We start from the raw sequence: 23609 nt of genomic DNA on the forward strand, positions 1-23609 counted from the left end.
ATGCTTTATCTCATTAATCTCGTATCGACTTGGGCCATTCCGGTTATTCTTGCCTTTATTCCTTTATATGCTTATGCCAAAAAGGTACCGGTCTACGATTCCTTTGTGGATGGAGCCAAAGACGGCTTCTCTACGGCCATCAGTATCATTCCTCATCTCGTAGGCATGATGGTGGCTATCAGCATTTTTCGAGCGTCCGGCGCTCTGGATTACTTGATATCCTGGGTAACGCCATGGATCAAAAGCTGGGGCGTACCTGGTGAGGTACTGCCATTAGGACTGTTGCGCCCGTTGACGGGCACCGGCTCGCTTGCGTTTACGACGGATCTGATCCGCACGTATGGCCCGGACTCCATGATCGGTCGCATTGCTTCGACGATTCAGGGCAGCACAGATACGACACTCTATGTACTGACTGTATATTTTGGCGCGGTAGGTATCCGAAATGGGCGTTATGCCTTGAAGGTGGGGCTGTTTTCAGACGTGGTCGGTTTTGTGGCAGCGATTGCGATTTGCCTGCTTGTATTTTGATTCCTGCATTGATTTGTGAACGGGGGTTGTGATTTTGTTCATGGATGGGTATCATTAGCATGAGGTGAATTAGCGAACATGGAAAGATTGCAGAAAATACTGGCCCAGGCTGGTGTAGCTTCCCGACGTAAATGTGAGGAGCTTATTCAGGCGGGTAGCGTGGAAGTGAACGGGGTTACCGTAACAGAGCTGGGAACGAAGGCAGACCCTGATCAGGATATAATTACGGTAAAGGGTAGACCTATCAAAACCGAGAAAAAAATCTATTTAATGATGAACAAGCCTAAAGGCGTGATTACGAGCGCTTCCGATCCGGAAGGCCGTAAAATCGTGTCCGACTATCTGAAAGGCGTTAAGGAGCGCGTATATCCGGTAGGTCGTCTTGATTACGATACTGAAGGGCTGTTGTTGCTCACCAATGATGGCGAGTTCGCCAATCTGCTCACCCATCCGAAGCATCATGTGCCCAAGACGTATGTAGCGACAGTCAAAGGCGTTCCGCACGGAACCGAGCTGGACAAGCTGAAAAAAGGGATCGTGCTGGAGGATGGTATTACCGCACCCGCTGAGGTAGAATACAAGGATGTGGACCCGAACGGCAAAGAGTCTGTAATCCAGATTACCATTTATGAAGGCAGAAACCGTCAGGTCAGACGAATGTTTGAGGCCATTTCCCATCCGGTCATCAAGCTTAAACGTATTGCCTTCGGCGATCTTTTGCTGCAAAATTTGAAGCGCGGTCTGACGAGACCCCTCACCAAGGACGAAATCAACCGTCTCATTCAACTTGCACAGTCAGACAACACGAAAAAGAAACGGACAGGACGGGGGTCATAACCCCGGCCTTTTTGGTGTAAAGAGAGCTGAATGAACAGAGTAAGGTTTGACCGGACACGGGAAAATAGTAAAATAGAGAGAATGCTTTTTTTAACGAAGGGGCTGGGAATATGTCAGAACAAAGCAACCGCATATTAATTGTAGATGATGAAGAACGCATTCGCCGCCTTCTGCGGATGTATCTGGAAAAAGAAGGATATGAAATTGATGAAGCTGAGGATGGCGAAATTGCACTCCAGAAAGCGACTGCAAGCGATTACAGCATTATTCTGCTCGATGTGATGTTACCGGGCATGGATGGAATTGAAGTTTGCACACGTCTGCGTCAGACCAAAGCTACACCTGTGATCATGCTGACCGCCAAAGGCGAGGAAGTAAACCGCGTACAGGGTTTTGAAGTCGGAGCCGATGATTATGTGGTCAAGCCTTTTAGCCCGCGTGAGGTGATTTATCGGGTGAAGGCGATTTTACGCCGTTCGTCAGAAACTGCTTTTTTGACCAAGGAGACGGTGCCGAGCAACAGCATTGTTTTTCCGAATCTTATTATTGAGCATGATGCGCATCGTGTAAGTGCAGGCGGGATTGAAATCAGTCTCACACCTAAAGAGTACGAGCTGCTGCATTATTTGGCTGTATCGCCGGACAAGGTGTTTTCGCGCGAAGAGCTGCTAAAAGACGTATGGAATTATGAATTTTTTGGTGATCTACGCACGGTGGATACACATGTCAAACGGCTTCGTGAAAAGCTGAACAAAGTATCACCGGAGGCAGCGGCTATGATTACAACGGTTTGGGGTGTCGGCTACAAGCTGGAGGTTCCAAAATAACGTGAGCTTCTGGAGATCGCTGGTAGGCAAGCTGTGGATCACCATCATTTGTCTGGTAGGCTGTGTGCTTATTTTTCTGGGACTTTTTTTGTTGCCTTACATCAACAGGAATTTCGCCGCATATGAATCGACGGAAATCAAGCATTTATTCACCTATACATGCATTGTCGGCTTTTTACTTACGACTTTTTTTGCTCTGTTTCTTTTTACTAAAATCACGCAGCCTATGCAGCTGTTGATTCAGGCGGCGAATGCGATCCGTGAGGGAAGATATGATACACGGCTTTCGCTGGTAACGAGTGACGAGATTGGCGAACTGGCGAAAACTTTTAATCATATGTCTACGGAGCTGGAAGCGACGATCCGCAGTCTGAATGAGGAGAAGAATCATCTGTCCAGCGTGCTGAGAAGCATGTCTGATGCTGTAATGACCTTCGACAGAAGCGGACAAATCATTTTAACGAATCCGCCTGCGCAAAGTCTGCTGGATAGCTGGAAAAAGCTGGAGTGGCAAGAGCATGATCAGGAGGAATTCGGAGTGTCTGTACCTGGGCCGTTGCTGCCGTTGTTCCACACCGTTATGGACAGGGGAGAGGACGGCGGGGACTATATTCATGTAAAACAGGGCTCATGGTCGGTACAAATGGCGCCGTTGTACACGGATAATGTAATTCGTGGCGCTGTCGCTGTACTCAGAGATATCACGGAGGAAGTCAAGCTGGAGAAGATGCGGAGTGACTTTGTCGCTAATGTGTCCCATGAAATTCGTACACCGCTTTCCATGATGCAGGGCTACAGCGAGGCCTTGCTCGATGGAATGGCTGGTTCACCAGAAGAATCCGAGGAATTGGTGCGGGTCATTCATGATGAATCGTTGCGTATGGGAAGACTGGTAAAGGATCTGCTAGATCTGGCTCGAATGGAGGCAGGGCATACAGACATGCACCGTCAGGAAGTGGATGTCAATGAACTGATCGAGCGTGTTCACCGTAAATTTACGGTGCGCTCAAAGGAACAGGGGCTGACGCTCGATTATCATGAGCAAGGTCAGCATCTACTGCTACCTGAAGCAGACGAAGACCGATTGGAGCAGGTGCTGACCAACTTGTTAGATAATGCGTTCAGGCATACGCCCGGCGGAAAAAGTGTTACCATTAGTGCCGATCAGATTTTGGGGGAACGGCATGAGCTGATTCGCATTCGGATTAAGGATGAAGGTGTGGGCATTGCCAGTGAGGACCTGCCTTATATTTTTGACCGCTTTTACAAGGCAGACAAGGCCAGAGTGCGGGGCGTGGACAAAGGAACCGGTCTGGGGCTTGCGATTGTCAAAAATATTGTGGAGGCTCACGGAGGCTCTGTCACTGCTGCCAGCGTATTGGGAGAAGGGACGGAGTTCACTATTTTGCTGCCGATCTCCAAAAAACAAAGTCGGGCTCTGCAACAGGGTTTATAAGCCAACAGCAGAATATACCCCGGTTCGCAGGCATCCTCGGAAGAGGGTGCTTTTTGTTGAAAAATCAACATTTATCTTGTTCAACGTGGAACATTCAGCTTCCAAAACAGGTGCGTCAAATGATGGTTATGGATATATAAAAAAGACGCCCGGTTCGCCGGGCGCCGCTGTTATTAAAGCAAGAGCATGTTAACATGCTCTAACGCTGCTGATCATTAATCGAGTACCACTTCTTGAGCGGTATTCAGATCAGGCAAGCCAACCAGTTGGATCAGCACGTCTTTAGGAACGGCTTTATCAACGGTCAGAATCATGATGGCTTCACCACCGACAATTTTACGTCCTACCTGCATGGAGGCGATATTCACGCCGTTCTCCCCGAGCAGAGTGCCGACGCGCCCGATAATGCCGGGTTTGTCATTGTGGGAGATGAGCAGGAAATGCGCTTCTGGTGCCACGTCCACCGGGAACTGGTTCAACCGGACGATACGTTCGCCATAGCCTGCGAGCAGGGTACCTGCTACACGTTGCTCCTCTCCGCTTTGCGTTTTGAGCGTGACGGTGATCAGGTTGGTAAAGCCCTTGGTAGCCGGAGCCTGAGACACGACAAGATGGATGTCACGTGTTTTGGCAAGGTGGACAGAGTTTACAATGTTAACATCGCTGCCCAGATGGCGACTGAGCACACCTTTCAAGATATAACGTGTCAGTGGTTGTGTATCTACAGAAGACAGATCACCTGCGTAATCCACCTGGATTTCACGTACAGCCTGATTCGTCACTTGAGCGGCAAAGCTGCCCAGCTTCTCGCCAAGCGAGAAATAAGGCTGCAATTGCGTCATCACATTGGATGGCACCGGAGGCATGTTGACCGCATTTTTGAACGGCTCATCACGCAAAATGTGCAGCACCTGCTCGGATACGTCGATCGCTACATTCTCCTGAGCTTCTACCGTGGATGCACCCAGATGCGGAGTAACGATAATTTTCGGATGGCTCAGGAAAGGGTGATCCTGTGCTGGCGGCTCCGATTCGAATACGTCAAAGGCTGCGCCGGCAACGATGCCTTCATCAATGGCTTCAACGAGAGCCATTTCATCGACAACGCCGCCGCGGGCACAGTTGATGATACGCATCCCTTTTTTCATCACTTCAAACTGCGGACGGGCAATCATATGCTTCGTTTCCGGTGTTAACGGTGTGTGTACCGTCATGAAATCCGCGTTGCGGATAATTTCGTCCACACTTGCCAACTTGATGCCCAGCTTCTCGGCGCGTTCTTCCGTCAGAAACGGATCATAGCCGAGGATGCTCATGCCGAAGGCTTTGGCACGTTTGGCCACCTCGCTGCCGATGCGTCCCATACCGAGTACGCCAAGCGTTTTGTTACGCAGCTCAACACCGAGGAATGTTTTACGATCCCATGTACCGCTGATGGTTTTGGCATACGCCTGTGGAATATGACGCGCCAGAGCCATCATCATGGCAAAAGTATGCTCACATGTCGTAATTGTGTTGCCGTCAGGGGCGTTAATGACGATAATTCCGCGTTGTGTTGCTGCTTCCAGATCAATATTGTCCACTCCGACACCAGCGCGTCCGACAACCTTGAGGTTCTTACCTGCCGTCATAATGCGTTCTGTTACCCGGGTTTGGCTACGAACAAGCAGTGCATCATAGTCACCAATAATTTGAACTAATTCGTCCTCGCTGAGACCTGTGTTCTTGTCTACCGTTACATCGTCTGCATCCATCAGTTGCTGGATGCCCAGGTCACTGATCGGATCGGATACTAAAACTTTAAACATTTGGTTTCCTCCTCAAAGTTAACTTCTTTTATGGACAGGATGTACTTCAACTGAAATACATTCCATAAAGAACGTGAAAAAAACTTGAGATGCTTCTGAAAAACAGAAGATCGCAGACAGCACTAACGTGATAACGCATTGACGCAGAAAAGGGGTAAAATAGCATTTGGCACCAAGTTGACGGTTAAAAAGGTCATATGCAGAACCGCTTTGCGGTTTGCGGGCATCAAAAAAACTCCCGAATCACATACTATCTCCATAGTAAGGGACGAGAGTTTATCGTGGTACCACCCTAATTCGCAGCCGTTTCACAACGGACTGCCTTCAGCGGTCATAAATATGACCGAAAGGATAACGGTTTTCTGCCGATTGCATCTAATGCCGGGAATCATCCCGAGGCTTCGGTGCAATAACTCAGGAGCGCTAAAAGTAATTACTCCGTCACCGGCTTCCACCCAAGCACCGGCTCTCTGAAGACGAAATCAATACCTTTTCTCCATCATTGTTGTTGTCGCTAATAATTTTTTCATAATGTATCATGGCTTACATGGACATGTCAATAGGACATGTGACATGCGTGGACACCGGGCTAGATACATAGCTGCAGAATGCAGAATAATAAGTTTTAAGCCTTCTTGAATCCGTTCGACTTTTTGGCTATGATGCTTAAGAAGACTATGCAGAGGACTAACTACTATGAAAAAGCTTAAAGTGAAATGGAAAAGAGCGCAAATTCATGAATTGAATGACCGCTTGCTGCTTTACAATTTGTATCTAACCCAGGGACTGACCCTGATAGTCGGGGCAATCTGGATTATTTTTCAGAAAAGAAATGTGCTGGAGTTGTTTGCGTGGCCGAACAGTCTGCATGTTTTATGGTGGGGGTTGGGACTGGCTGCGGCTATGCTGCTGGTGGACCTGCTCCTGTCTCGGGTTATGCCCGAGGATGCTATGGATGACGGGGGCATTAACCAGATGCTGTTTCAAAACCGCCCCATCTGGCATATTGTATGTATAGCAGCCATCGTTTCGATCTGTGAGGAACTATTGTTCAGAGGGGCGATTCAGTACAGCTTTGGGCCTTACTGGACAAGTATCTTGTTTGCGGTCATCCACATCCGGTATTTGCGGCATTGGATTCCAACAGGCTGGGTTTTTCTGAGCAGTTACGGTTTGGGCTACATATACGTGCAGACCGGTAGCCTGTGGGCGCCGATTATTTGTCATTTTGTGATTGACCTCATATCCGGTTTGGCGCTACGTTTTCGGAGGTATGAAGCATGAATCAGGAACTTAGCAGAGTGCAGACTTACGGCAGCCGCCGAAATGGACGCAAGAGCAAGGAAGAAAACAGTCCAAAACCGGTTCGCTCCCGTGCTTCACGGCCCGCACCGGAATTGGCTCACGTTGCTGCTGCACGGGAAGTTGCTGTGACGATGGAGGAGGATGCTCCTGTCAGCGAGTACCGGACACGGGCAGAAATGTTTCCGTCCCGCCGTATCCGGGTGAGCAAGTGGTTTTTAAATTTTTTGAGCACACTTTTTGTGCTCATTACAGCAGCATTGCTGTGGTGGGGCATCAAAGGGGCACCGCCCATTAGTAAAATGCTCTGGTAATTTTAAACCTGTGTGGTCGCTTGTGAGTAGAGTTATTTACAGGCACAGGCACTGCAAACGGTATACTAAAAGAGCCTCCTTACCCGCTTATATGACTTGCGGGAAATGGAGGCTCTTTTGCAATCGTTTAGGATCGGTAATAGAAGCACAAGGGCCTGTTAGCTGGCAGGCACCTCAATACTTTGTGGATCGACAAATTGGTAACCCTTTTGCTCCAGATGGGTCAACAGGCTATCCAACGCTTCTGCTGTCCATGGCAGCTCATGCATTAAAATATTGCTGCCCGGATGCAATTGCTCCGTTACATTCTTGAGAATTGCATCGGTTTTATTTGGCTGACTCTTTTTCATTGTCCAATCGAGCGAACCAACGGACCATGTCATATATAAAAGTCCGTTTTCCTTGGCGACCTTGCGGCCGACATCCCCACCTGCACCATGAGGAGGACGGAAGAACACTGGCGTTTGCCCCGTTGTATCCTCAACAATTTTTTGCACCGATTCAATTTGCTTTTTCACTTCGGCCTCGGATTTGTTCTTTAGCACGATGTGATCCCAGCTATGGTTGCCAATAGGCTGCCTACGGTCATGTATGAGCTTGAGCAGCTCAGGGTGCTCCTTCACGCGGTAACCGTTTACGAAGAAAATGGCTTTGGCCTTGTGCTTGTCCAGAATATCAATGATTTTGTTGATCATGACCGCTTCCTTGGGTCCGTCGTCAAAGGTCAGTAAAACAACCTTTTTCTCCGCCCCTTGTTGGTTAGGAACCACGTTGTAAGCCTTGTCCAAATGATACGTTTTGTCAACGGTAGCCGTTAAATTTGTAGCCTCGTTGCTGTCGGCGACGGTCTTGCCAGTTTGCAGCGTTGTTTGGGCTGTTGAGTTATTACTATGATTACTGCCTGCTTGTTCACTGCTGTTGGTTGGGGAAGAAGCTGTGCCCTGCCCTTTGTCTGTGTTGTCACTGGTTTCAGACGTTGCCTGGGTCTGGTTATTGCTTGTGGCTGCCGATTCCGGCTTGGCCGCAGTGCAAGCACTTAGCAGCAGACATGCGGTCAACAAAATGGCTGCTGTTTTTGTACCCATTAATTCATCTCACCTTCCTGTATTTATACCGTATGAGTTTGTCTCTGCTGACGAACACTATGCTTGATTCTACCACAAAGGGAGGTTCTAATTGTGAAAACATCTTCATTTTTCCTGGGAATCGTTTTGGGCGCAGTGGCGAGCGCTATGATCTCCCGAAACCGCAGCATGTTAGGCTTATCTATGGACATGGATGGAAAAAAAGGCGGTAATCTGGTTCAAAAAGCCCGTACCAAAATGATGGACGCGGCGTTCCCCGGAATGGGTGATATTACGCTTAACAAGCAAGACACCCATAAGGACCACGATCACCGTTCCACAACAGATAAGACAGCTCATAGCGCCCATACAGCCCAAAATAAAGAAGAAAATATGAAGCTGATTAAAGATTTTATCAGCACCAGTCCCGATGTTAAGCGTGAGGTCGAGCAAATCCTGAAAGAAACTCATACAGCCGTACCGGGTTTGTAACCCGGAACCTCTATCCCGAATCATTTTGCGGCTTTTTTGTAAAAGCCGTTCAAATGATTCTTTTTTTTATCATTTTTATTTCGTGCATTTACGATTATAAAATGATAACATGATTACATAGAACCATTTTCTTCACAAGCACCATAAATGCATCATAATCTGTTAATAACACTCGGCTGCCAGGAGGAGGGTCCAGTATGAAAATAGAAAGACTGAGTCAGGACAAGATACGGATTTTCCTTACCTTTGACGATTTGAGCGAACGCGGTATTCAAAAAGACGACATGTGGCAAGAGATTCCAAGAGTCCATGAGCTGTTCACCGAAATGATGGATCAGGCATATAGTGAGCTGGGCTTCGACGCCACGGGACCTTTAGCTGTCGAAGTATTTGCGCTTCCTGCTCAGGGCATGGTAGTTATCGTCACTCGTGGGAAATACGACCACCAGCAATATGGTTCGGGTCCTGATGATGAGCTTCCGGAGGAAGTATATGAAATGGAAGTTACGCTGGAGCACAGCGATTCCATCGTCTACGCGTTTAGCGATTTCGAAGTACTCATAGAAGCGGCTCACATGCTCCGTAGTAACACCACGGATGCAGGTAAGCTGTATCATTATAGAGGAAAATGGATTCTGCACTTGGAACCGGAAGAAGTGGAAGAGCCCAAGCTTGCGGCCTTGATCGCGGTTCTTGCTGAATTTGGGGAAGGCTCATCCGTAACACCGGCAATGCTGGAGGAGTATGGCAAGCTGGTCATTCCTGAACAGGCGATTGATGTCATCTGCAATCATTTTGACAGCCGCTCTTAATGAGGCTTAAAGAAAAGTAATATCGAAGTGACATTGTCGGCTCTGCGCTGAATGCAGGGCCGACTCATTTTTATGGAGGGATGATCGGTGCTTCTGTTTTCTGTTTTAGCGGCAGCAACTGCGCCGGGTCTCGCCTTATTAATGTATTTTTACTTGAAGGACAGATATGAATCCGAGCCGCTGCACATGGTTATCAAAGTGTTTTTGCTCGGCTTTTTGATGGTACTGCCTGTCATGATTTTTCAACGTGGGTTGCTGCTTTGGCTGGGGGATAACACGTTAATCCAGGTGTTCGGCATTTCGGCCGGAGTGGAAGAGTTTTTCAAATGGTTTTTGCTGTACCACTTTATATATAATCATACCGAGTTCGATGAACCTTATGACGGTATTTTGTATGCCGCCGCAATCTCGCTTGGATTTGCAACCGTTGAAAATCTGTTGTACGCATGGGCAGGCCACGCTTCTGTTAGTATGATGCTGATGAGATCATTGCTTCCAGTATCCGGTCATGCGATGTTTGGAGTCATGATGGGCTATTACATGGGGAAGGCCAAGTTTTCAGAGGACTGGAAAAGCAAATATATGTTGCTTCTGTCACTGGTACTTCCGTGGTTCTGGCATGGCATATATGACCTGATTCTGACGACAATTTCGCATGACTGGATCTGGTTTATCATCCCTCTGATGGCATTCCTCTGGTATGGAGGGATGGCGAAAATCAGTAGGGCCAATAACCGCTCTCCATTTCGACTGTTCAAACGGGAAGGAAAGGTTAATTTGTAACAAATTGGGGCACACTGATCTGACAAACCTGTTAGAGAAAGAGGTGTCTTTTTTTTGCGTATTAAAGTGAGAATACATTGTAAAAGGTGTGGTGAACGTTTCGTACTGAGAGGACAGATGGAGCAAGGGAGTGTTCAGACCGGATTTAAGCGCTGTATCTGCGATCACTGTGAGTTTATTATCGAAGTTATGGAAAACCATGCATAAGAGAGCATTCTTCTTGTCACACTATCGTTAGTGTACTTGAAGAAAGGAGACTCCCAATATGTATAGACGACTTAGTACCGTAATGTTTCCGATTGTTACCCTGATTATGATAGGAGCATTTGTGTGGGGTTATCGGGAAAGCCAGATGAGAAAAGAGGTGTCTCTTCAGGCAAATAGCATGTCGATTAAAGCGGAAAATCAATATCAGCGTGCGTTTCATGATTTGTCGTTTCATATGGATCAGTTGCATTCACAACTCGGGAACGCTATTGCAGTTCACAACACGTCACACGCCATGCATCGCAAATGTCTGATGAATGTGTGGAGAATTACAAGCGAGGCCCAAAATGAGGTCAACCAGTTGCCGCTCAATGTGATGCCTTTTAATCATGCGAAGGATCTATTGTCACATCTATCTGCATTTGCGTATCAAACGTCTGTCCGTGATTTGGATCACGAGCCATTGAATGAGAAAGAATTATCAAATCTGAAAACCTTATACACTAATTCCAGAGAAATTTCGAAAAATATGCACGAAGTCCGGCAAAAAGTCCTCAGCAAAAATTTGCGTTGGATGGATGTCGATACAGCCCCAGGCTCCCAGACCGGGCCTAAGGACAACACCATTATTGACGGCTTCCAAACTGTAGACAAAAAAGTGGAGAATTATAAGGAGCTGGATTGGGGACCATCCGTGGCTAGCATCTATGATAAACGCTCTGTGAAGAAGCTGAGTCTTCCTGCTGTGAACGCGGAGCAAATTAAGCGGAACGCGGCTGAATTTACAGGGAAACCGGAAAGCCAAATCCGTGTCCATGAAAATGGTAAAGGAACGGAATGGGCATCTTATACAGCTACTCTGTATAACAAACAGAAGCCTGTAGCCACCATGGATTATACCAAAAAAGGCGGCAAGCTTATTTCTTACCATGATATGAGAACGGTTGGGCCGAAGAAATCAACTCGCAATGAGGCGGTTCGCTGTGCGAGTGAGTATCTCCAACGTAAGGGATATCCAGGGATGAAGCCTGTTTCTTATGATGAAAGTGGAAATTTAGCCAACATCACATTTGCCACTCAAAAAGGGGATGTGATCATCTATCCAGAAAAAATCACAGTTAGATCCGGTCTCGATAACGGGCAAGTGATCGGTTTTCAATCGAGTGACTACGTGTATGAGCACAGCCATCTCCGCCGTATTCCGAAGGCTAAGCTGGATGTGAAGGCAGCACGTGCGAAGCTGAACCCTGAGTTTCGTGAAACTTATCACCGGAAAGCACTGATTGAAAATGAACTGTCCAAAGAGGTTCTGTGTTACGAATTTGGCGGGAAAATCAACGGTTCCATTTATCGAATCTACATTAACGCTGATACGGGGATGGAAGAAACGATTGAGCAAGTTAAAGATTCGGACGAACCGGCTTCTGGAAGTAATGTTTAAGTGTAAATAGGGTAAATACGTAAAAATGAACCATTAGTCATGCTAAACCTCCTTCATTAAGGAGGTTTTTTTGTGCTTTTGACATGGTTATAACAAATATAATGCTTAAAATAGGCACAAAGTCGTGGTATTATATACCTTATTAAAGCTTTTAAATGGACAAGGATGGTGAGCGGTTTGTTTCCTACAATTAATGATGTGCTATACATACAAGTGGCTGGTACCGATCATGCGGATGAACATTTTGAATTTAAGTCACGTATTGCGGAAGAGGAGTCCCAGAACTTTCTAATAGAGATACCCATGTCTCAAACGAGCGGGCAACTGAAAAAACTGTTTTTAGGAGAAGAACTGTCGATATTTTTTATGAGCGAGGGCGGGATAAAAAACTATTTCAATACCCACGTTACTGGCTTTAAAGAGGATGTGCTCCGGATGGTTCGCATTCACAAGCCTGTCCCAGACAGCATCAGCAAAATTCAGCGTCGAAATTTTCTACGGGTTCAGGCCAACCTGGAAATAGCGGTAAAGTATGGATTAAACGAATCAAGGTTTGTAGCTGAGACACATGATGTAGGAGGTGGAGGCGTTTCTTTTCAGACTCAAGGATCACATCACCTGGAAGAAGGTGAATCATTGTCCTGCTGGATTCTGGTCCCTTATAAAAATGGAACTCAGGAGCATGTCCCGTTCCAATCCGAAATTGTACGTATTCAGCAAATGGAAAATGGTCGCAGGCTAATCATGCTGAAATATGAGGAAATTGCTGATCAGGAGCGTCAAAAGCTTATCAAATATTGCTTTGAGCGTCAGTTGGAATTCCGGGGGAGATAGCTTTCATCCCGGTTTATTCTTTTTTTGTTAAACCTGCCGTTCATTTTGCATCAACTCTGAATGTGTGGTATAATTTTCACGTCGCAGGCAATGCCTGCTTTTTTCTTGAGGTTAGGTTAGGAGGAATTACCCGTTGGCAAGGCAACATGTATCTTCAAGTAATAAAATAAATGTAGCCATTGATGGACCTGCTGGTGCAGGGAAAAGTACGGTGGCCCGCTTGGTAGCGAAAGCACTTTCTTATGTTTATGTAGATACCGGAGCGATGTACCGGGCAGCAACATGGTACATGATGCGCAAGGAAATTCCGGCGGAAAATGTACAAAAAGTGCTTCAATATGTGCCTGAGCTGGTGATTGAATTAGTACCGGACCCTACAGGCCAAAAGGTTTATTGTAACGGGGAAGATGTAACGACAGTAATTCGTTCGATGGAAGTGACAGGCAAGGTGTCACAGTATTCGAGTATTGCGGGGTTGCGTTCGCGTTTGACTGAAAACCAGCGTGAAATGGCCGCGCGTAAAGGTGTCGTTATGGATGGTCGCGATATTGGAACCACTGTGCTTCCTGATGCGGAAGTCAAGGTGTTTATGACCGCAAGTGTTCAGGAACGTGCCTCTCGCCGGTTTAAAGAACTAAGCGGAGCTGATGATATCACTCTGGAGCAGCTTGAACGTGACATTGCGGCGCGTGACAAGCTTGATGAGGAGAGGGAGGTATCCCCGCTTCGTTGCAGTGACGACGCTATCGTGCTGGATACGACCCATATGGGCATTCAGGATGTCGTCGATACCATTGTATCTTACTGCACCACGGCGAAGGATGGAGAGATCAGCCAATGATATATGCTGTATGCGTCCGTATTTTGCGTCTCATATACCGCTTTCTGTTCAGACTTGAGGCGGTAGGCAGGGGAAATGTTCCTGCTGAGGGCGGAGTACTGTTGTGTTCTAATCATATTAGTAATCTGGACCCGCCGACAGTTGGCATTTTGCTGGATCGAAAGGTTCACTTTATGGCGAAAGCCGAGTTATTTAATACTCCTGTACTTGGTCCGTTGATTGACAAGCTGGGAGCTTTTCCGGTCAAACGCGGTGGTGTGAGCAAGGAATCCATTAAGCTGGCCTTGACCATTTTGCGTGACGGCAAGGTTATGGGAATCTTTCCAGAAGGCTCCAGAGGAGCCGGGGGAATCGGTAAAAAGGGTGCTGCCAGCTTTGCGCTGCGTAGTGGAGCGGCTGCCGTTCCGGTCGCCATTGTTGGTGATTACAAGCTTTTCCGTAAAACTAAAGTGATATACGGCAAACCTGTTAATTTGGATGCTTACCAAAAAGGCGCCGTTATCGAAGGAGATCCACTTGAGCTGGCAACAGAAGAGATTATGTCTCGTATTCGTACAATGCGAGAAACCGGCGAGCCTACGAATAACTAAAAGGCTTGCATGAATTGTGTCTAATCTCGGAAAACTAGAACAGAAGTTTATCAGTGTTTTGAACTCTGCTACGCGCAGGTTTAAATAAATGGTTTTTTTGAATTGAGGAGGGTATTGACATGTCGGAAGAAATTAAAAATCAAGAAGCTGCTGAAGCGGCAAATCAAGACGAGCTCGATCAAATCGTCTCCCTGAAAAAAGGTGACACCGTTAAAGGTACAATCGTGAAATTGGAAGATAACCAAGCGGTAGTAAGCATTGGATATAAATACGATGGAATTATTCCAATTCGCGAGTTGTCTTCTGGTTTGGACAACGCAGAAGAAGCAGTACAAGTAGGCCAAGAGGTTGAAGCTAGAATTATCAGCATCGACGACGGCAAAGAAAAACTTGTCCTGTCCAAACGTGCAATCGACAGTGAAAATGCTTGGGAAAAGCTGGAGCAGCTGTTTGAAAGCAAAGAAGTATTTGAAGTGGTTGTTAATGATGTCGTTAAAGGCGGCATCGTTGTAGACGTGGGTCTGCGCGGATTTATCCCTGCATCCATGGTAGAACGCCATTTCGTTGAAGATTTCAGCGATTATAAAGGCCGCACATTGCGTGTTGTCGTGAAAGAGCTGGATCGTGAGAACAACAAGGTAATCCTTTCTCAAAAAGACGTTCTGGAAGCAGAATTTGAAGCCAACAAGCTTAAAGTAATGGCTGAGCTGAAAGAAGGACAAGAAATCGTGGGTACGGTTCAACGTCTCACTCAATTCGGTGCTTTCGTTGACGTAGGCGGCGTGGATGGTTTGGTTCACGTATCTGAAATTGCCTGGACTCATGTTGACAAACCTTCCGATGCGGTTTCTGAAGGAGAACAAGTAAAAGTGAGAGTCCTGAAAGTGGACCCTGAAAAAGGAAAAATCAGCCTGAGCATGAAAGCTGCACAGCCTGGTCCTTGGGAATCTGCTGCTGGACAATTTAACAACGGTGACGTTGTAACAGGCGTTGTTAAACGTCTGGTTAACTTCGGTGCATTCGTTGAAATCGCTTCTGGCGTGGAAGGTTTGGTTCATATCTCCCAAATTTCCCACAAACACATTGGAACTCCACAAGAAGTTCTGGAAGAAGGACAAGAAGTTAAGGTTAAAATTCTTGAAATGAATCCTACTGAAAAACGTGTTAGCCTGAGCATTAAAGAAACTGAGGAAGCTCCAGAAGCTGCTCCAAGAGCAGAAAGAGCGCCACGTGCATCCCGCGCGCCTCGTGAGGAACTGAACAATCCGAACGTTTCTTTGAACAATTCTGGTCTGAGCATTACGCTTGGCGAACGTTTTGGCGATAAACTGAACAAATTTAAATGAGTTTGAATCAATACACTTTATAAGCATAACGTACACCATCGGCGGACCCAGAGGGTTCGCCGATTGTTGTTACGTGACAATATCGCTAACAGGCATGTTTTTTGCTATGATGAGAGCGGAAGAATTGACAGGAGGAGTGAATTTATGGCAAGACCCGTTGTGGCTATTGTCGGTCGTCCGAATGTGGGTAAATCCACCATTTTTAATCGGATTATCGGAGATCGTTTATCCATAGTGGAAGATAAGCCTGGAATCACCCGTGACCGTATTTATGGTATATCGGAGTGGAACGGTAAATCCTTCAGTATTATTGATACTGGCGGCATTGAGATTGATGGGGAAGATGAAATCTTGAAATCCATCCGGATGCAAGCCGAACTAGCTATAGAAGAAGCAGATGTTATTGTATTCATGAGTGATGCGAAGGCAGGGATTACGCAATCTGATGAAGAGGTAGCCCAAATGCTGTATCGTTCGGGCAAGCCTGTTGTTGTGGCTGTAAACAAGGTGGACAATCTGGCACGTGCGGATCTGATTTATGAATTTTATTCTTATGGATTCGGCGACCCGATTGCCATTTCTGGTAGCCACGGTATAGGTCTTGGTGACCTGTTGGATGCGATTACGTCCAATTTGCCTGAGCTGGAAGAGGACATTTATGATGAAGATGTGATCCGTGTTGCCTTGATCGGTCGCCCGAACGTAGGTAAATCCTCGCTTGTTAACGCCATTCTGGGAGAGGAACGGGTTATTGTTAGTGACATTGCAGGTACAACGCGTGATGCAATTGATACGCCTTTTGAAAAAGACGGCCAGAAGTATGTACTGATTGATACGGCGGGTATGCGTAAACGTGGTAAAGTATATGAGACGACAGAAAAATATAGTGTGATGCGTGCCATGCGTGCTATTGAGCGTGCAGATGTCGTACTGGTCGTTATTAACGGCGAGGAAGGTATTATTGAGCAGGATAAGCACATTGCCGGTTACGCTTATGAAGCAGGTAAAGCCTCGCTGTTTGTTGTAAACAAATGGGATGTCGTGGATAAGGACGATAAAACGATGCGCCAATTTGAAACTAAAATTCGCGATCACTTTCTGTTTATGACCTATGCTCCGATTGTGTTCTTGTCTGCGAAAACAAAGCAGCGCTTGCAAAAGCTGCTCCCTGTTGTCCAGCATGTGGCGCAGCAGCATGTCTTGCGTATTCAGACGCATTTGCTGAACGATGTTATTTCCGATGCGGTTGCGATTAATCCTCCGCCAACTGACAAAGGACGCCGTCTGCGTATTAACTACGTGACTCAGGTTGCTGTTAAGCCGCCTACGATGGTTGTATTCGTCAATGATCCGGAAATGATGCACTTCTCTTACGAGCGTTATCTGGAGAACAAAATTCGCGCCGCCTTCAACTTTGAGGGAACTCCAATTCGTATCTTTACACGGCGCAAGTCTGACGAAAGTTAGGAGCGAATAGGTTGATTTTACAGATCGTTGCCATCGTACTCAGTTACTTGCTTGGCTCTGTCAGCTTCAGTCTGCTGTATGGAAAATTAAAAGGAATCGACATTCGCCAGCATGGAAGTGGCAATGCCGGCGCGACGAATACGCTGCGCGTGCTAGGAAAAGGCCCTGCCATTCTGGTACTGCTGCTGGACGTACTTAAAGGGATTGTTGCGGTGCTGATAGGGCATTGGCTTGGCGGAAATTCATCCTGGTTACCGGGTTTGTGTGGCATTGCGGCGATTGCAGGCCATAACTGGCCGGTATATTTCCACTTTCGCGGAGGAAAAGGTATTGCTACCGCTATTGGTGTATTGGTCTCGATTGCCTTACTCCCCGCATTGTATGCCGGAATTATTGCGATTCTTGCAATCGTAATTACGCGCTATGTATCCCTTGGCTCGCTGATTTTTGTCATTTTGACACCTTGGATTTTACTGGTACTTGGTTATGCATGGCCGCTCTTCTGGACGGCTCTGGTCATTTGTGTGTTTGCTGTGTGGAGACACCGCACTAACATTGCCAAGCTGGTACGGGGGAAAGAAAACAAGCTTGGCTCCAAAGGAGGAGATCGTCTTGTCTGAGAAAATAGCTGTGCTGGTCGCGGGCAGTTGGGGAACAGCTCTGGCTTCCGTCCTTGCGGCCAATAACAACGATGTCTCTGTCTGGACGAGAAACGAACAGCAAGCTGCTGAAATCAATGAGAAGCATACAAATGAGCATTATTTACCTGGTTCTGTCCTGACTGAACGGATTACGGCTACAACTGATATGGAAGCTGCGGTGTCCGGTGCCAAAGCAGTTATAATCGTAGCTCCTTCCGCTGCTGCGCGTCAGGTGGCGCGTAGTCTGAAAGCATTCTTTACCAAGGATATGCTGATTGTGCATGCCATTAAAGGTTTTGAAACGGAAACACTCAAACGTATGTCCACGGTGATTTCAGAAGAGCTGGAAGTCGCGGAGGGTGATATTGCCGTGCTGTCCGGTCCGAGCCATGCGGAAGAAGTAGTGCGGAAATGCCCTACGACGGTTGTCGTAGCCTCGTCTAATGAGAAGGCTGCACAGGCTGCACAGGAGCTGTTCATGAACTCCTATTTCCGTGTGTATACGAACCGGGATTTGTTGGGTGTGGAGCTATCCGGAGCGTTGAAGAACATTATCGCTCTGGGCGCGGGGATGTCGGACGGATTAGGCTTCGGGGATAATGCAAAAGCCGCTTTGTTGACTCGTGGTTTGGCAGAGATTACCCGTGCCGGAGTAGAAATGGGAGCCAATCCGTTGACCTTTTCCGGGCTTGCGGGTATAGGCGATCTGGTCGTCACCGCAACGAGCCGTCACAGCCGTAACTGGCGTGCAGGCTCACTGCTTGGGCAGGGACAAAAGCTTGATGATGTGCTAGAATCCATGGGCATGGTGGTAGAAGGCATTCGGACGACAAAGGCAGCCTATGCGATCTCGCAAAAGCTGGGCGTTCAGATGCCTATTACGGAAGTGCTGTACGGGGTACTATTTGAAGGACGTGACGTCCGCAAGGCCGTCGAGGCGCTCATGGGGCGCGACCCGAAAACCGAAATGGAAGTCATGCCTCTGCAAACATGGGAACAATGGCATTCATAAAGGTTTAGCTGCACATAAAAACATACAAAAGGCTGTCTCGCAAGTGGATTTTATCTACGGTTGAGACAGCTTTTTTCAGTTAGGCGTATGGCATGTCTTTCGTAAGCTTAATCACCTTTGGATTCCACCATTCATACACTGAGTTGAGCAATGGCGGAGGAGGGGAGAATGTGAGTAAAAACTTTCCGAAAGATGCGTTGAAGGCCATTAACAAAAAAGGCGGCAAAAACATATCTGAAAATGCGGTGAAAAAGCTGGCAAGCACCGTGAAGGCGGACACGCTTCAAAGTGAAGCACAGCTGCGTCAGCTGATAAAGCAGGTATCTGCGATGGCCAACATTCCGGTGTCGGAAGATACAGTAAGGGATATTGTCGGTGCCGTCAAAAAGAGCGGAATGAGTCCTTCCAATATGGAAGGGTTGATGAAAATGATGATGAAAAAATAAAAATTCCGGCCGTGTACTGGCGGGTTCCATTCTCCGTGAACCAGACAGGTTCACGGTTTTTTTTATATATTCCAGCAGATTCTCGTCTGCTCTCTTATGCATAAAATGTCGAACTGCCATACATAACATGTTATAATGGTGCCCAACAGAAACGGGATGATGGATTGAAAGGGAGGAAACAATGTGATGGAGGCTATACCTTCGGTGCGATTGAACAAGCTGCCTCACGAGCTGACGGCTGCGTTGAGCAGCTTGGCGGACGGCTGGGAATCTGTTGCTGTTCCGTGGATGCTGGGAGGAAGCTGTTCGCTGCTTTTACAGGGGGTTGAGCTGGATCGACTGCCCCGAGATATTGATATTTACGCAGATATTCACGCAGCGAAGGAGCTCCATGCGAAAGCACCGGGTATAATGATCGATCGACAGCAGGTAGATCGTAGTGGTTCATACGTTTCATTACTGAGCCACTATGAGCTGGAGGGATTTCCAGTTGAGCTTGTGGGTGGTTTTGAGGTGCTGTGTGATGGAGCTTTATATCGTTTGGAGGTCGAGCGGCTGCTATGGACGGCTGGAATCCGGCTTGACCTGGGGCGCTCTTCACTGCGTCTGATGCCACTCAGTCATGAGTTACTATTTAATCTATTACGAAACCGCCCCGACCGATATGAGGCGATTGCAGACGCCATAAAGCGTGATCCACAGCGACATATAGCGGTACTGAACCAACTGCTGATCAGCAACATTTGGACAGATGGCCAACTGGCTAAGCTGCAAGAGCTTTTGCCTTGGCCCGAGTTGCATTCCAGAAGCTGAATGAGGCTGTAATTGGCAGGTTCGTGGTCGCTAAAAGAATGGAGGGCCGTTCATGGATGTGCATATTACGTTTAAGCCATCAGGGAGGCGCGTACAGGTCGGTCAAGGCACGACATTGCTCCAGGCCGCACGTAAAGCGAACGTGTATATTCCAACCCGTTGTGATGGAAAAGCGGCCTGTCTCATGTGCAAGGTGCATATTTCACAGGAATGGGCTGTACACGCAGGCCAGCCAAGTGATGCAGAGCGCCGCAAGCTGGGATCTCTGCTGGATGAAGGCATCCGCTTGTCCTGTCAGGCTCGCGCTCAGAGTAATGTTGAGGTGATGATACCAGAGGATAAGCTCAAGGCGGCTGTTCGGCGACAGCTTGAGCGTCAGGCACAGGAAGACGAACTATGGTAAAGCTTAAACTCAAAAGAATAAGAAACAAAGGATGTTATCCGACGACTATGAAACTTATACCCCTAAAGTGAACGCTCAAAAAAGTGTTCTTAATATGGGTGCGAGTTTGCTTAGAAAGTCAGAGAGACATCCTTTTTTTATTATAAATCTAGTATCGAAGTCATGGGGAAACCCCGTCACGCATATATTAGGTGAGTGGACCCAAACGTAAAATATCGTTTTGCAGTGATCTCTGTGACGTACTCTATTTTTTCGAAAAACTGAACATATTTTACGGAGGGGATACATATGATGGTATCAGTCCAAATGCATGTACGAGTTTACGCCGTTTCGCCGATTCCATCAGTCTCCTGAACCTCGGCGGCGGACGACTTCCGGGCATTTTAAAGGCTGTTCTGCCGCATCTGGGATCAAGCAGTTGGTTGAACACGAAGCGGATGCTCATTAAGCATTTTTCCTTCGGAGACTTTTGAGGAGGGGATTTCATTGGAGAAAGTGGACATTTTTAAAGACATTGCCGAACGCACCGGAGGAGATATTTATCTTGGGGTCGTCGGCGCAGTCCGAACAGGTAAATCAACTTTTATCAAGCGGTTTATGGAGACGATTGTTCTGCCGAACATTACAAGTGAGGCGGACCGTGCCCGCGCCGTAGATGAGCTGCCACAAAGTGCGGCAGGGAAAACGATCATGACGACGGAGCCTAAATTCGTACCGAATAATGCTGTCCAGATCAAAGTAACGGAAGGACTGGATGTGAATGTCCGTCTGGTCGACTGTGTAGGATACGCAGTAGAGGGTGCGAAGGGCTACGAGGATGAAAATGGTCCGCGGATGATCTCCACGCCATGGTTTGAAGAACCGATTCCGTTTCAGGAAGCGGCGGAGATTGGCACGCGCAAGGTCATTCAGGAGCATTCGACGCTCGGTGTTGTCGTCACGACAGACGGCACGATTGCGGAAATTCCGCGTAGCTCTTATGTAGAGTCGGAAGAGCGAGTCATTGAGGAGTTGAAAGAGGTAGGCAAGCCGTTTGTGCTGGTCATCAATTCCACGCATCCGCGCAGCGATGAAACACTTCAACTTCGCAGTGAGTTGGCAGCCAAGTATGATATTCCTGTCATGACGCTCAGTGCAGCAACGATGACAGAAGATGATGTTACAGGCGTGCTTCGTGAAGTATTATATGAATTCCCAGTGCATGAGGTGAATGTGAATTTGCCGAGCTGGGTTATGGTACTGAATGAAGATCACTGGCTGCGCAGCAATTATGAGAATTCCGTCCGCGATACGGTAAAAGACATTCGACGCCTGCGTGATGTAGACCGGGTGGTCGGCCAGTTTATGGAGTATGAATTCATCGACAGGGCCGGTCTGAGCGGGATGAATATGGGCCAGGGTGTGGCGGAAATTGATCTGTTCGCACCGGATGAGCTGTACGATCAGATTTTGGTCGAGGTGGTTGGGGTAGAGATCCGCGGCAAGGATCATCTTCTGCAAATGATGCAAGATTTTGCCCATGCCAAGCGGGAATACGACCGCTTCGCCGAGGCGCTGGAAATGGTCAAGACAACGGGATATGGCATTGCTGCGCCGTCGTTGTCCGAGATGGCACTAGACGATCCGCAGTTGATTCGTCAGGGTACAAGGTTTGGTGTGCGGCTCAAGGCAACAGCACCTTCCATACACATGATCCGTGTCGATGTGGAATCGGAATTTGCTCCGATTATCGGAACAGAGAAGCAAAGTGAGGAGCTTATGCGCTATCTGATGCAGGATTTTGAAAATGATCCGATCAAAATTTGGGAATCGGACATTTTCGGACGCTCGCTGCATTCCATTGTGCGTGAAGGCATTCAGGGCAAGATCGCAATGATGCCAGACAATGCACGCTACAAACTTCAGGAAACGTTGGGCCGCATTATTAACGAAGGCTCCGGTGGTCTGATTGCCATCATTCTTTAAGCGTAAGTAAATGAAAATCGTGTAAGAAACAATAACGCAGAGAGCTATCCGCTCTTTGCGTTATTTTGATATGCAATTGTCGTATTTTGTCATATATGATCGTAAAATATTTTTCTGTATTCATAAAACCTATTTACATACTTGGTTTAACGCGATATATTAAGTATCAAATTTGAATCATTTTGTTGAATGAACGAGGGGGAAACGAAGCATGAATATCCAAAAAAACAAAAAGCTAGGACTAGGGGCTATGATGCTGCTGGTGCTGGTTTTGCTGGTCACTGCATGTGGCGCGCCGAAAACAGAGAGCGGTGCTCAAGGGACAAGCAGTACAGGATCGAACACAACAGATGCAAAAACAGACAGTTTAAATTTAAAAGGCAAACGGGTTGCATTAATTATGGAGTTTAACACAGGCACGTTCTCGCAGCAGTATGTTCAGGGCGTGGAAGAGGAAGTTAAGAAATTTGGCGGTACGCTGACCAAGTTTGTGGCAGACAACGATAAAGCAAAAATGGCCTCCTTGCTCGATAGCGCGATTAACCAGCAGTTTGATGTCATTTTGACGGATCATGGTGATGCGTTGCTGGAAACAGGATTGAAAAAAGCGATTTCCCGCAATATCCCGGTTATCGTATTCGATGCTGCGGTCAACGTTCCGGGGGCTGTCGTACTTTCACAGGATGACCAAAGCATGGCCGAGCTGACGCTGGAGCAAATGAAAAAGGATATCGGCGGCAAAGGGAACATCGTAAAAGTGTGGGTTGCCGGCTTTGCACCGATGGAGCGTCGTCAAGTTGCTTACGATAAGTTTTCCAAAGCTAATCCGGATATTAAAGAAATTGCAACTTTTGGCTCAGCTCAAAATCCAGCTCTGGATACCCAATCCAAAATGGAGGCTGTGTTGAAACAATATCCAAAGGGTGAAATTACAGCGGTCTGGGCTGCCTGGGATGAATTTGCCAAAGGTGCAGCACGCGCCATCCAGCAAGCTGGACGCACGGAAATTAAAGTCTACGGCATTGATATGAGTGACGAGGATCTGCAAATGATTCAGGACCCGAAAAATCCTTGGGTAGCTTCTGCGGCTGTAGATCCTACAGATATCGGACGTGTACAAGTGCGCTATGCATATCAGAAGCTGCACGGGGACAACCCGGAGGAGCAAGTGGTATTGAAGGCGGTCTATGTGCAGCGCGAAGCATTGCCGGATAAGCAAATTTCCACATCCGAGCTGTCTCAATATGTAAAGGGATGGGGCAAAAGCGAGCAAGGCTACAAGGATTGGATGAAAGAATATGAAACGGCCAAATAAACTTTAGGATAAAACATAAGGCGCGCTTCGGCGCGCTTTTATCATAAGCAGGCGTGAGGGAG

The 23609-nt window shown here is 47.4% G+C and carries 25 protein-coding genes and 1 other annotated feature; of the genes, 23 read left to right on the forward strand and 2 right to left on the reverse strand.

What is annotated here, in order from left to right:
• The 4 genes from ABH897_RS05865 (at position 1) to ABH897_RS05880 (ending at position 3651) form a co-directional block, all read left to right on the forward strand.
• Positions 1-531, forward strand: a complete 531-nt coding sequence (locus ABH897_RS05865) for a spore maturation protein (protein ID WP_283652270.1) — start codon at positions 1-3, stop codon at positions 529-531.
• 78 nt (positions 532-609) lie between these two features.
• Positions 610-1368 (forward strand): pseudouridine synthase, encoded by a 759-nt coding sequence (locus ABH897_RS05870; RefSeq protein ID WP_025685819.1) that lies wholly within the window; start codon positions 610-612, stop codon positions 1366-1368.
• 110 nt (positions 1369-1478) lie between these two features.
• Complete coding sequence (locus ABH897_RS05875; RefSeq protein WP_014282126.1) at positions 1479-2195, forward strand: response regulator transcription factor; 717 nt, start codon at positions 1479-1481, stop codon at positions 2193-2195.
• 1 nt (position 2196) lies between these two features.
• Positions 2197-3651 (forward strand): ATP-binding protein, encoded by a 1455-nt coding sequence (locus ABH897_RS05880; protein ID WP_283652269.1) that lies wholly within the window; start codon positions 2197-2199, stop codon positions 3649-3651.
• A gap of 215 nt (positions 3652-3866) precedes the next feature.
• On the opposite strand, the gene serA is transcribed toward ABH897_RS05880, so the two are convergent.
• A complete protein-coding gene (gene serA / locus ABH897_RS05885) occupies positions 3867-5459 on the reverse strand; it encodes a phosphoglycerate dehydrogenase (RefSeq protein ID WP_283652268.1) in 1593 nt (530 codons plus the stop codon).
• Positions 5460-5720: 261 nt separating this feature from the next.
• Positions 5721-5971, reverse strand: a binding site (T-box leader).
• A gap of 184 nt (positions 5972-6155) precedes the next feature.
• Between serA and ABH897_RS05890 the strand changes: the two genes are divergently transcribed.
• Positions 6156-6743, forward strand: a complete 588-nt coding sequence (locus ABH897_RS05890; protein WP_283652267.1) for a type II CAAX endopeptidase family protein — start codon at positions 6156-6158, stop codon at positions 6741-6743.
• Positions 6740-7075 (forward strand): hypothetical protein, encoded by a 336-nt coding sequence (locus ABH897_RS05895; protein WP_283652266.1) that lies wholly within the window; start codon positions 6740-6742, stop codon positions 7073-7075. The genes ABH897_RS05890 and ABH897_RS05895 overlap by 4 nt, the downstream gene beginning before the upstream one ends.
• Positions 7076-7233: 158 nt before the next feature.
• Here ABH897_RS05895 and ABH897_RS05900 read toward each other — a convergent pair whose 3' ends face one another.
• The gene (locus tag ABH897_RS05900) at positions 7234-8160 is read right to left on the reverse strand and encodes a polysaccharide deacetylase family protein (RefSeq protein ID WP_404518922.1); all 927 of its coding nucleotides are present in this window, start codon (positions 8158-8160) and stop codon (positions 7234-7236) included.
• Positions 8161-8253: 93 nt separating this feature from the next.
• On the opposite strand from ABH897_RS05900, the gene ABH897_RS05905 reads away from it, so the two are divergent.
• The 17 genes from ABH897_RS05905 (at position 8254) to ABH897_RS05985 (ending at position 23547) form a co-directional block, all read left to right on the forward strand.
• A complete protein-coding gene (locus tag ABH897_RS05905; protein WP_283652264.1) occupies positions 8254-8631 on the forward strand; it encodes a hypothetical protein in 378 nt (125 codons plus the stop codon).
• Positions 8632-8828: 197 nt separating this feature from the next.
• The gene (locus tag ABH897_RS05910; protein WP_283652263.1) at positions 8829-9443 is read left to right on the forward strand and encodes a genetic competence negative regulator; all 615 of its coding nucleotides are present in this window, start codon (positions 8829-8831) and stop codon (positions 9441-9443) included.
• Between the two features lie 87 nt (positions 9444-9530).
• On the forward strand, positions 9531-10226 hold the full coding sequence (gene prsW, locus ABH897_RS05915; RefSeq protein ID WP_283652262.1) for a glutamic-type intramembrane protease PrsW: 696 nt from the start codon (positions 9531-9533) through the stop codon (positions 10224-10226).
• A 265-nt stretch (positions 10227-10491) separates the two neighbouring features.
• Entirely contained in the window at positions 10492-11874 is a 1383-nt protein-coding gene (ypeB, locus tag ABH897_RS05920; RefSeq protein ID WP_404591356.1) for a germination protein YpeB, read from the forward strand.
• Between the two features lie 177 nt (positions 11875-12051).
• Positions 12052-12708: a flagellar brake protein gene (locus ABH897_RS05925; protein ID WP_283652260.1), complete on the forward strand. Its 657-nt coding sequence runs from the start codon at positions 12052-12054 to the stop codon at positions 12706-12708.
• A 133-nt stretch (positions 12709-12841) separates the two neighbouring features.
• Positions 12842-13549: a (d)CMP kinase gene (gene cmk, locus ABH897_RS05930; RefSeq protein WP_044646795.1), complete on the forward strand. Its 708-nt coding sequence runs from the start codon at positions 12842-12844 to the stop codon at positions 13547-13549.
• On the forward strand, positions 13546-14139 hold the full coding sequence (locus ABH897_RS05935; protein WP_283657129.1) for a lysophospholipid acyltransferase family protein: 594 nt from the start codon (positions 13546-13548) through the stop codon (positions 14137-14139). The genes cmk and ABH897_RS05935 overlap by 4 nt, the downstream gene beginning before the upstream one ends.
• 119 nt (positions 14140-14258) lie before the next feature.
• Complete coding sequence (gene rpsA / locus ABH897_RS05940; RefSeq protein WP_283652259.1) at positions 14259-15485, forward strand: 30S ribosomal protein S1; 1227 nt, start codon at positions 14259-14261, stop codon at positions 15483-15485.
• A gap of 144 nt (positions 15486-15629) precedes the next feature.
• Entirely contained in the window at positions 15630-16952 is a 1323-nt protein-coding gene (der, locus tag ABH897_RS05945) for a ribosome biogenesis GTPase Der (RefSeq protein ID WP_044646792.1), read from the forward strand.
• Between the two features lie 11 nt (positions 16953-16963).
• Entirely contained in the window at positions 16964-17572 is a 609-nt protein-coding gene (plsY, locus tag ABH897_RS05950; RefSeq protein WP_283652258.1) for a glycerol-3-phosphate 1-O-acyltransferase PlsY, read from the forward strand.
• Complete coding sequence (locus tag ABH897_RS05955) at positions 17565-18605, forward strand: NAD(P)H-dependent glycerol-3-phosphate dehydrogenase (RefSeq protein WP_283652257.1); 1041 nt, start codon at positions 17565-17567, stop codon at positions 18603-18605. Before plsY ends, ABH897_RS05955 begins: the two co-directional genes overlap by 8 nt.
• 170 nt (positions 18606-18775) lie before the next feature.
• On the forward strand, positions 18776-19051 hold the full coding sequence (locus ABH897_RS05960; protein WP_044646789.1) for a stage VI sporulation protein F: 276 nt from the start codon (positions 18776-18778) through the stop codon (positions 19049-19051).
• Positions 19052-19237: 186 nt separating this feature from the next.
• On the forward strand, positions 19238-19864 hold the full coding sequence (locus ABH897_RS05965) for a hypothetical protein (protein ID WP_283656286.1): 627 nt from the start codon (positions 19238-19240) through the stop codon (positions 19862-19864).
• Positions 19865-19916: 52 nt separating this feature from the next.
• Positions 19917-20267, forward strand: a complete 351-nt coding sequence (locus ABH897_RS05970) for a 2Fe-2S iron-sulfur cluster-binding protein (protein WP_283652256.1) — start codon at positions 19917-19919, stop codon at positions 20265-20267.
• Between the two features lie 191 nt (positions 20268-20458).
• Positions 20459-20740: a hypothetical protein gene (locus ABH897_RS05975; protein ID WP_404529612.1), complete on the forward strand. Its 282-nt coding sequence runs from the start codon at positions 20459-20461 to the stop codon at positions 20738-20740.
• Between the two features lie 13 nt (positions 20741-20753).
• Positions 20754-22232, forward strand: coding sequence for a stage IV sporulation protein A (gene spoIVA / locus ABH897_RS05980; protein ID WP_044646785.1), 1479 nt, complete (start codon positions 20754-20756; stop codon positions 22230-22232).
• A 211-nt stretch (positions 22233-22443) separates the two neighbouring features.
• Positions 22444-23547, forward strand: a complete 1104-nt coding sequence (locus ABH897_RS05985) for a sugar ABC transporter substrate-binding protein (RefSeq protein ID WP_044646784.1) — start codon at positions 22444-22446, stop codon at positions 23545-23547.
• Positions 23548-23609: the final 62 nt, after the last annotated feature.

Origin of the sequence: Paenibacillus sp. RC73 (assembly GCF_044908085.1) — a bacterium.
GTDB classification, from domain to species: Bacteria; Bacillota; Bacilli; order Paenibacillales; family Paenibacillaceae; genus Paenibacillus; species Paenibacillus terrae_A.

Bases quoted from the DNA above. Each gene is read 5' to 3' on its own strand.
- ABH897_RS05865 (WP_283652270.1), top strand. From the start codon at position 1: ATGCTTTATCTCATTAATCTCGTATCGACTTGGGCCATTCCGGTTATT.
- ABH897_RS05870 (WP_025685819.1), top strand. From the start codon at position 610: ATGGAAAGATTGCAGAAAATACTGGCCCAGGCTGGTGTAGCTTCCCGA.
- ABH897_RS05875 (WP_014282126.1), top strand. From the start codon at position 1,479: ATGTCAGAACAAAGCAACCGCATATTAATTGTAGATGATGAAGAACGC.
- serA (WP_283652268.1), bottom strand. From the start codon at position 5,459: ATGTTTAAAGTTTTAGTATCCGATCCGATCAGTGACCTGGGCATCCAG.
- ABH897_RS05890 (WP_283652267.1), top strand. From the start codon at position 6,156: ATGAAAAAGCTTAAAGTGAAATGGAAAAGAGCGCAAATTCATGAATTG.
- ABH897_RS05895 (WP_283652266.1), top strand. From the start codon at position 6,740: ATGAATCAGGAACTTAGCAGAGTGCAGACTTACGGCAGCCGCCGAAAT.
- ABH897_RS05900 (WP_404518922.1), bottom strand. From the start codon at position 8,160: ATGGGTACAAAAACAGCAGCCATTTTGTTGACCGCATGTCTGCTGCTA.
- ABH897_RS05910 (WP_283652263.1), top strand. From the start codon at position 8,829: ATGAAAATAGAAAGACTGAGTCAGGACAAGATACGGATTTTCCTTACC.
- ypeB (WP_404591356.1), top strand. From the start codon at position 10,492: ATGTATAGACGACTTAGTACCGTAATGTTTCCGATTGTTACCCTGATT.
- ABH897_RS05935 (WP_283657129.1), top strand. From the start codon at position 13,546: ATGATATATGCTGTATGCGTCCGTATTTTGCGTCTCATATACCGCTTT.
- rpsA (WP_283652259.1), top strand. From the start codon at position 14,259: ATGTCGGAAGAAATTAAAAATCAAGAAGCTGCTGAAGCGGCAAATCAA.
- der (WP_044646792.1), top strand. From the start codon at position 15,630: ATGGCAAGACCCGTTGTGGCTATTGTCGGTCGTCCGAATGTGGGTAAA.
- ABH897_RS05965 (WP_283656286.1), top strand. From the start codon at position 19,238: ATGGAGGCTATACCTTCGGTGCGATTGAACAAGCTGCCTCACGAGCTG.
- ABH897_RS05970 (WP_283652256.1), top strand. From the start codon at position 19,917: ATGGATGTGCATATTACGTTTAAGCCATCAGGGAGGCGCGTACAGGTC.
- ABH897_RS05985 (WP_044646784.1), top strand. From the start codon at position 22,444: ATGAATATCCAAAAAAACAAAAAGCTAGGACTAGGGGCTATGATGCTG.